Consider the following 8424-nt stretch of genomic DNA (forward strand, 5'->3'; position numbering starts at 1 on the left):
ACCCGCACATGCTTGCACTGGGCAAAGGTGTCGAACTTCTCCAGCGTCCCGGTCAACGCCTCGGCCATGATCTCGCCCATGATGTGGCTGGTGGCAATCCCGTGCCCCGAATAACCCTGGCAATACCACACGTTGTCCGACAGCTTGCCCAGCTGCGGGATGCGGTTGACCACGATGCCCATGGCGCAGCTCCACTGGAACTCGATCGGCACGCCTTTCAACGCCGGGAAGGTGCGCTCGATGCACGGGCGCAGTTCGCCTTCGATATCCCGTGAATCACGGCCGGAATAGTTGGCGCCACCGCCGAACAACAGGCGCTTGTCGGCGGTCAGGCGGTAGTAGTCGAGGACGAAGCGGCAGTCGTACACCGCCAGGTCCTGCGGGTTGATCTGTTCGGCCAGTTCCCCCAGCGGCGCGGTGGTGACGATGCCGCCCATGGCCGGGAAAATCTTGCCCTTGAGCTGGCGCTTTTCCAGTTTGTGGTACACATCGCCGGCCAGCATCACCTGGCGCGCCTCGACCCGCCCGTGGGCAGTGACCACCGCCGGGCGCGGGCCGTGGACGATGTCCAGCACCTCGGAGTTTTCGAAAATCAGTGCCCCCAGGCCATGGGCGGCACGGGCCTCCCCCAAACACAGGTTGAGCGGGTGCAGGTGCAGGTTGCGCAGGTTCTTCAGAGCGCCCAGATACAGCGGGCTTTGCAGGTGCTCGGCGGTGCCATTGCGGTCCAGCAGTTGCACCTGCTCGCCCATGCCGCGCCGCCGGGCTTCGGCTTCGAATGCGCGCAGCTCCTCCATGTGCGAGGGCTTCATGGCCGCGTGCAGGTGTCCGTGCTTGAGGTCGCAGTCGATGCCGTACCGCGCCACGCGCTGCTCGATCACCTGGTGGCCGCGCCAACGCAAGTGCCAGATGAAGTCATCGACCTCGGCACCCAGGCGGTTGCGCATCTGCGAGCGCATGGCTTCGTCGCCCGACAGGCTGCCGGTGACCTGGCCGCCGTTGCGCCCGCTGGCACCCCAGCCGATGCGGTTGGTTTCGACGATGGCCACTTTCAGGCCACGTTCGGCCAGCTCCACCGCCGTGGCCACGCCGGTGAAGCCGCCGCCGATGATCGCCACATCCACCTGTACCGTGCCCTTGAGCTGCGGGTACTCGGTGTGGTCGTTGAGGGTGGCGCTGTAGTAGGACGGCGCGCGTTGCGCCGGGCCCTTGTTCAATGCTGCGTTCATGAGGGTTCCTTGTTATCTGGGGGCTCAGGCCTGGTGCAGGTACCAGCGCCAGTCCTGCTCGCTGACTTCGGCCATGAACTGGCGGTACTCGGCGCGCTTGACCTTCAGGTACACGCCAAGGAAGTCCTCGCCCAGTGCTTCGCGAGCCCAGCTGGAGTGCTGCAGGGCGTCGAGGGCCGTCAACCAGTCGGTGGGCAGGTGTTCGGTGGCCTGGGCATAGCCGTTGCCTTCCACCGGCGCGCCCGGGTCCATCTGTTCGCGGATGCCCCGATGGCTGGCGGCGAGGATCGCCGCAGCGGCCAGGTAGGGGTTGGCGTCGGCGCCGCAGATGCGGTGCTCCACATGCCGGCTGTTGGCTGGGCCGCCCGGTATGCGCAGGCTCACGGTGCGGTTGTCGACGCCCCAGGTCGGCGCCAGCGGGGCATAGCTGTTGGCCTGGAAGCGGCGGAACGAGTTGGCGTTGGGGCAGAACAGCAGCAGCGAATCGCGCAGGTGGCGCAGCATGCCGGCCACGGCCTGGCGCAGCAGCGGGGTGCCGGCCTTGTCCTCACTGGCGAACAGGTTGTTGCCGGCGCTGTCGGCCAGGCTCAGGTGCATGTGCATGCCGGTACCGGCCAGTTGCGCGAACGGCTTGGCCATGAAGCAGGCCTGCATGCCATGGGCATGGGCCACGCCCTTGACCAGGCGCTTGTAGCGCACGGCCTGGTCCATTGCCTGCAGGGCGTCGCCGTGCTCGAGGGTGATTTCCACCTGGCCGGGGGCGTATTCCGAAATCGCCGTGCGGGCCGGGATGCCCTGGGCCTTGCAGGCGGCGTAGAGGTCAGCGAGGAACGGCTCGATCTGCTCCAGTTCACGCAGGCCATACACCTGGGTGGTGCGTGGGCGGCCGCCGTCGTTGTCCAGCGCCGGTTGCGGGCGGCCCTGGGCATCAGGTTGCTGGTCGAGCAGGTAGAACTCCAGCTCGCAGGCCATCACCGGATGGTAGCCGTCGTCCTTCAGGGCTTCGATGGTACGCAGCAACACATGGCGCGGGTCGGCGATGCTGGCCGGCAGGCCCTCGCTTGGGTGCATGCTCACCTGCACCGCGGCGGTCGGCACCCGACGCCAGGGCAGGCGCACCAGGCTTCCTTCAAGCGGGTAGGCGCGGCAGTCGATATCGCCCACATCCCACACCAGGCCGGAGTTTTCCACGTCGTCGCCGTTCAGGGTCAGGCCAAGGATGGTGCTGGGCAGCGGCCGGCCGGTCTGGTAAACGGCCAGCAGTTCCTCGCGGTGCAGCAGTTTGCCGCGCGGCACGCCGTTGGCGTCGAGGATGAACAGTTCGAACAGTTCGATATCGGGGTTGTCGGCCAGAAAACGGCTGGCCTGCTCTACGGGTGCAAAGTGCATGATGGATTCGCTCACGGGCGCACGGAGCCACCGCGCATGCAGGCGGCCCGGCTGATTAAAACGGCCAGACGACGGCCGGGTTGGGTCAGGAAGGCGTGAGCGAGAAATCCGGTGGGCGTGCGTGACGGCAGTGCCAAAGGGCCCAGAAGGCGAGGATGATGTGGACCAGCGGATTTTCACCGGCACGGCGCCGGGCCTTCGGCAGCGAAGGGCGGGACAGCGGTGGGGCGATGGGCTGGACGGGCGTCATGCCTTTGATACTCACATGCGGCGTAAGGTTGATTAAAGCAGTGAATGGCAACCTTTACATCGCGTTTGGCTAAACATATACGCTGTTGCAACTGGCCTCTTCGCGGGTTAACCCGCTCCCACAGGATCGCATCAAGGCTGAGACCTGTGGGAGCGGGTTTACCCGCGAAGAGGCCGGCACAGGCAGCAGAAAACCGGCAAATCTGCGACAATCGCGCATCCTTCGAATGCCGATCATGAAAAAGCAGGCCCACCTGCATCACTAAAAAGCCCCATGACTGACCACGCCATCGACAAACTGCTGCAAAACCTCGACCACGCCATGATCGCCGACCGCCATCGCCTGCGCCGGCAATTGCACGAACTGCGCAAGCGCCCCGACGAGGCGAAGCTGGCGCAGTGGGTGGAAAAGGTCCAGGCGTCCTGCGCCCAGGTCACCGCGCGCCAGCAGAGCGTGCCGACCGTGCGCTACGACGACAGCCTGCCCATCGCTGCCAAGCGTGACGAAATCAAGAAGGCCCTGGCCGAGCACCAGGTGCTGGTGATCGCCGGCGAAACCGGCTCGGGCAAGACCACCCAGTTGCCGAAGATCTGCCTCGAGCTGGGCCGTGGCAGCCATGGTTTGATCGCCCATACCCAGCCACGCCGGATCGCCGCCCGCAGCGTTGCCGCGCGGGTCGCCGAAGAGCTGGGCACGCCCCTGGGCGGGCTGGTTGGCTACCAGGTGCGCTTCGAGGACCAGAGCGACGCCAACACCCTGGTCAAGCTGATGACCGACGGCATTCTGCTGGCCGAAACCCAGCACGACCGTTTCCTCGAGCGCTACGACACGATCATCGTCGACGAAGCCCACGAGCGCAGCCTGAACATCGACTTCCTGCTCGGCTACCTGAAGACCCTGCTGCACCGCCGCCCGGACCTGAAGCTGATCATCACCTCGGCGACCATCGACCTGGAACGTTTCTCCAGGCACTTCGACGGCGCGCCGATCATCGAGGTGTCCGGGCGTACCTTCCCGGTGGAAACCTGGTACCGCCCACTGACCAGCGAGCAGGACGAGGAGGGCAACCAGATCGAGGACGACCTCACCGTCGACCAGGCAATCCTCGCCACGCTGGACGAGCTTGCGCACCACGAACGAAGCGAGGGCAAAGGCCCCGGCGATGTGCTGATCTTCCTGCCGGGCGAGCGGGAGATCCGTGATGCCGCCGAGATCCTGCGCAAGGCGCAACTGCGCCACACCGAGATCCTGCCGTTGTACGCGCGCCTGTCGCCGGCCGAGCAGCAGCGCATCTTCCAGCCACACACCGGGCGGCGTGTGGTGCTGGCCACCAACGTCGCGGAAACCTCGTTGACCGTGCCTGGCATCCGCTACGTGATCGACACCGGTACCGCGCGCATCAGCCGCTACAGCTACCGCGCCAAGGTCCAGCGCCTGCCCATCGAGGCCGTGTCGCAGGCCAGTGCCAACCAGCGCAAGGGCCGCTGTGGCCGGGTCGAGCCGGGCATCTGTGTGCGCCTGTACAGCGAAGAGGATTTCAACAGCCGGCCGGCGTTCACCGACCCGGAGATCCTGCGCACCAACCTGGCGGCAGTGATCCTGCAGATGCTGCACCTGCGCCTGGGCGCAATCGATGCTTTCCCGTTCATCGAGCCGCCGGATGGCAAGGCCATCAGCGACGGTTTCAACCTGTTGCAGGAGCTGTCGGCGGTCAACCGCGAAAACCAGCTGACGCCGATCGGCCGCCAGCTGGCGCGCCTGCCGATCGACCCACGGCTGGGCCGCATGCTGCTCGAAGGCGCCCGCCTGGGCAGCCTGCAGGAAGTGCTGATCGTCACCAGCGCACTGTCGGTGCAAGACCCTCGCGAACGCCCGCCGGAGCGCCAGCAGGCCGCCGACCAGGCGCACGCGCAATGGAAGGACGTGGATTCCGACTTCGCCGCGCTGGTCAACCTGTGGCGTGGCTTCGAGGAACAGCGTCAGGCGTTGACCGCCAACCCGCTGCGCAACTGGTGCCGCAAGAACTTCCTGAACTACCTGCGCCTGCGCGAATGGCGCGATGCCCATCGCCAGTTGGCGCTGATCTGCCGTGATCTGCAGCTGACAGTGAACAAGGAGCCGTCCGACTACCCGAAAATGCACAAGGCCATTCTCAGTGGCCTGCTCAGCCAGATCGGCCAGAAGACCGAAGAGGGCGACTACCAGGGCGCCCGTCAGCGGCGCTTCTGGGTGCACCCGTCGTCGGGCCTGGGGCGCAAGCGCCCGCAGTGGGTGATGGCGGCCGAACTGGTCGAAACCACCAAACTGTACGCACGCATGGTGGCCAGGATCGAGCCGGACTGGATCGAGCCGCTGGCCGGCCACCTGGTCAAGAAGAACCACTTCGAGCCGCATTGGGAGAAGAAGCGCGGGCAGGTGGTGGCCTACGAGCAGATCACCCTTTATGGCCTGATCCTTGTCGGCCGTCGGCCGGTGCATTTCGGCCCGATCGACCCGGTCACCTCGCGCGAGCTGTTCATCCGCGAAGGCCTGGTGGGTGGCGAAATCCAGTCGCGAGCCAAGTGCCTGACGGCCAACAAGCGCCTGCTGGAAGAGCTCGACGAACTGGAGGCCAAAGCCCGCCGCCGTGACATCCTGGCCGACGAAGAGACGCTGTACGCCTTCTACGAAGCGCGTCTGCCGGCGGAAATTCACCAGACCGCGACCTTCGACAGCTGGTACCGCATGGGCAGCCAGAAGGACGCCAACCTGCTGATCATGCGCGAGGAAGATGTGCTGGCCCGCGAGGCCAGCGAAGTCACCGCCGCGCAGTACCCCGACAGTATGCAGGTGGGCGAGCTGCGCCTGCCGCTGAGTTACCACTTCGAGCCTGGCCACCCCCGCGATGGCGTGACCGTGCGGGTGCCGGCACCGCTGCTGCCGAGCCTGCCGGGCGAGCGCCTGGAATGGCTGGTGCCGGGCCTGCTGGAAGCCAAGTGCGTGGCGCTGGTGCGCAACCTGCCCAAGGCCCTGCGCAAGAACTTCGTGCCGGTGCCGGACTTCGTCAAGGCCTCGATGGCGCGCATGACCTTCGGCCAGGGCGCATTGCCGCAGGCCTTGGGCCAGGAGCTGCTGCGCATGACCGGCGCCCGTGTGCCCGACGAGGCCTGGGACGAGCCGGTCAACCTGGTGGAAGGCCACCTGCGCATGAACATCGAAGTGGTCGATGGCCAGGGCAAGTTCCTGGGTGAAGGCCGCGACCTGGCCGAGCTGACCGCGCGCTTTGCCGCCGCCAGTCAGGCAGCGTTGGCCGTGCCGCGTGACGCCAAGAGCGAGCAGCCGGTGCAGGCCAAGGCTTTCAGCGAGGTGAAGCAGACCGAGCAGCAGAAGATCGCCGGCCTGTCGATGACCGTGTACCCGGCGCTGGTGGAAGAGGGCGGCACCGTGCGCGAAGGGCGCTTCTCGACCCAGGCCGAGGCCGAGTTCCAGCACCGCCGCGCCTTGCAGCGCTTGTTGCTGCAGCAGCTGGCCGAGCCGGCCAAGTACCTGCGTGGCAAGCTGCCTGGGCTGACCGAGCTGGGCCTGCTGTACCGTGAAATGGGTCGGGTCGAGGCGCTGGTCGAGGACATTCTGCTGGCAAGCCTGGACAGCTGCATCCTCGAAGGCGAACAGCCGCTGCCACGCGACGGTGCAGCACTGGCTGGCCTGGCCGAGCGCAAGCGCGGCAGCTGGGCCGAGCATGCCGAGCGCCTGGCACGGCAGACATTGGAAGTGCTGAAGCTGTGGCATGGGCTGCAGAAGCGCTTCAAGGGCAAGATCGACCTGAGCCAGGCGGTGGCGCTGAACGACATCAAGCAACAGCTCGGCAACCTGGTGTACCCGGGCTTCGTGCGCGAGACCCCTGTGGGCTGGTTCAAGGAGCTGCCGCGTTACCTCAAGGCGGTGGAACTGCGCCTGGAGAAGCTGGGTTCGCAGGTGCAGAAGGACCGTGTGTGGAGCGGCGAGCTGGCCAACCTGTGGGCGCAGTACAAGGCCCGTGCCGACAAGCATGCCCAGGAAGGCAAGCGCGATGAGCAACTGACGGTGTACCGCTGGTGGCTGGAGGAATATCGGGTGTCGTTGTTTGCCCAGCAGTTGGGGACCAAGGTGCCGATTTCGGACAAGCGATTGAGCAAGCAATGGAGCCAGGTGGAGGGCTAAACTTCCACAGTTGTGGCAATATTGACGCAATTTGGGGCCGCCTGGCGGCCCCTTCGCAGGTATAGCAGTGTCCTCAGGGAGCGGTGCGATCCCTGTGGGAGCGGGCATGCCCGCGAACGAGGGTACAGACCTCGCCTTTAAATTGGCACTAAAGTGCCATTAACCTGTCATGTTTCCCAGCCAGCGCCCCGTGGCGATGGCCTTTGACCAGAGGAACGACCGTGCATAACGTCGTGATCAGCGGCACCGGCCTGTACACCCCGGCCCAGAGCATTTCCAACGAAGAACTGGTAGCGTCCTTCAACACCTGGTCGCAGCAGTTCAACCAGGACAACGCCGCCGCCATCGAGCGTGGTGAAATCGAGGCGGCGCCGCTGTCCGATGCGGCCTTCATCGAAAAGGCCTCGGGCATCAAGAGCCGCTTCGTCATGGACAAGGCCGGCATCCTCGACCCGCAGCGCATGAAACCGCGCCTGCCCGAGCGCTCCAACGACGAACCGTCGGTGCTCTGCGAAATGGCTGTCGCCGCCGCCCGCCAGGCCCTGGAGCGCGCCGGTCGTACAGCGGCCGATGTCGATGGGGTGATCGTCGCCTGCTCCAACTTGCAGCGCCCGTACCCGGCCATCGCCATCGAAGTGCAGCAGGCGCTGGGCATCCAGGGCTTTGCCTTCGACATGAACGTGGCCTGCTCGTCCGCCACTTTCGGCATCCAGACCGCCGCCAACAGCGTGGCCCTGGGCCAGGCGCGCGCGGTGCTGATGGTCAACCCGGAGGTATGCACCGGCCACCTGAACTTCCGTGACCGCGACAGCCACTTCATCTTTGGTGATGCCGCCACCGCGGTGTTGCTCGAGCGTGCCGACAAGGCCACCTCGGCGCATCAGTTCGAGATCGTCAGCAGCAAGCTGTGGACCGAGTTCTCCAACAATATCCGTAACAACTTCGGCTTCCTCAACCGCGCGGCGGAAGAGGGCGAGGGTGCGGCGGACAAGCTGTTCATCCAGGAAGGCCGCAAGGTGTTCCGCGAGGTGTGCCCGAAGGTGGCCGAGCTGATCGGTGAGCACCTGCAGGAAAACGGGCTGCAGCCAAGCGATGTAAAACGCTTCTGGCTGCACCAGGCCAACCTCAGCATGAACCACCTGATCGTCAAGAAGCTGCTGGGGCGTGAAGTGGCCGAGGAAGACGCACCGGTGATTCTCGACCGTTACGCCAACACCAGTTCGGCAGGGTCGGTTATTGCCTTCCACCTGTACCAGGACGACTTGGCCAAGGGCTCACTGGGTGTGTTGAGCTCGTTTGGTGCGGGGTATTCGATTGGTAGCGTGATCCTGCGCAAGCGCTGATTTATCTGGCGCCTGTACCGGCCTCTTCGCGGGC

The 8424-nt window shown here is 65.6% G+C and carries 4 protein-coding genes; 2 read left to right on the forward strand and 2 right to left on the reverse strand.

Going from position 1 to position 8424, the window contains the following annotated elements; all coding sequences use genetic code 11:
* A partial coding sequence (locus ACK1U9_RS02445; RefSeq protein WP_449109683.1) for an NAD(P)/FAD-dependent oxidoreductase occupies nucleotides 1-1229 on the reverse strand: 1229 nt, incomplete at its 3' end.
* Between the two features lie 24 nt (nucleotides 1230-1253).
* Entirely contained in the window at nucleotides 1254-2618 is a 1365-nt protein-coding gene (locus tag ACK1U9_RS02450; protein ID WP_108481284.1) for a glutamine synthetase family protein, read from the reverse strand.
* Between the two features lie 523 nt (nucleotides 2619-3141).
* Between ACK1U9_RS02450 and hrpA the strand changes: the two genes are divergently transcribed.
* Nucleotides 3142-7047 (forward strand): ATP-dependent RNA helicase HrpA, encoded by a 3906-nt coding sequence (gene hrpA / locus ACK1U9_RS02455; protein WP_449109684.1) that lies wholly within the window; start codon nucleotides 3142-3144, stop codon nucleotides 7045-7047.
* Between the two features lie 221 nt (nucleotides 7048-7268).
* Complete coding sequence (locus ACK1U9_RS02460) at nucleotides 7269-8390, forward strand: beta-ketoacyl-ACP synthase III (RefSeq protein ID WP_046614678.1); 1122 nt, start codon at nucleotides 7269-7271, stop codon at nucleotides 8388-8390.
* The last annotated feature ends 34 nt before the right edge of the window (nucleotides 8391-8424 follow it).

The organism is Pseudomonas sp. XP1 (assembly GCF_053557675.1).

Bases quoted from the DNA above. Each gene is read 5' to 3' on its own strand.
- hrpA (WP_449109684.1), top strand. From the start codon at position 3,142: ATGACTGACCACGCCATCGACAAACTGCTGCAAAACCTCGACCACGCC.
- ACK1U9_RS02450 (WP_108481284.1), bottom strand. From the start codon at position 2,618: ATGCACTTTGCACCCGTAGAGCAGGCCAGCCGTTTTCTGGCCGACAAC.